The organism is Microbacterium sp. H6, assembly GCF_003314775.1.
In the GTDB taxonomy this organism is placed as follows: domain Bacteria; phylum Actinomycetota; class Actinomycetes; order Actinomycetales; family Microbacteriaceae; genus Microbacterium; species Microbacterium oxydans.
In genome coordinates, this window is sequence record NZ_QOAY01000240.1 from 1 (window position 1) to 208 (window position 208).

1 pseudogene is annotated in these 208 nt (G+C 76.9%); it reads right to left on the bottom strand.

Going from position 1 to position 208, the window contains the following annotated elements:
- A pseudogene (locus DSP71_RS22750) lies at window positions 1-208 on the bottom strand (cytochrome b/b6 domain-containing protein); the annotation flags it as partial.

The following is a 208-nucleotide window of genomic DNA, read 5'->3' on the forward strand; positions in this document are numbered from 1 at the left end:
AGGCACCGCGGCGTCGACGGGCGCTGCTACCGGGGGAGCGGCGGCGAGCGGAGGAACGGGCGCTGCTACGGCGGCCGAGTCCGGTACGTCGGCCGCCGCATCCTCGCCGTCGACGAGCCCGGGCGGTGCGGCACCTGCCGCTGTGGACAGCGGTGGAGCTGCGCCCTCGAGCGGCGGTAGTTCCTCTGGGGGGAATGCGGCGGGGTCC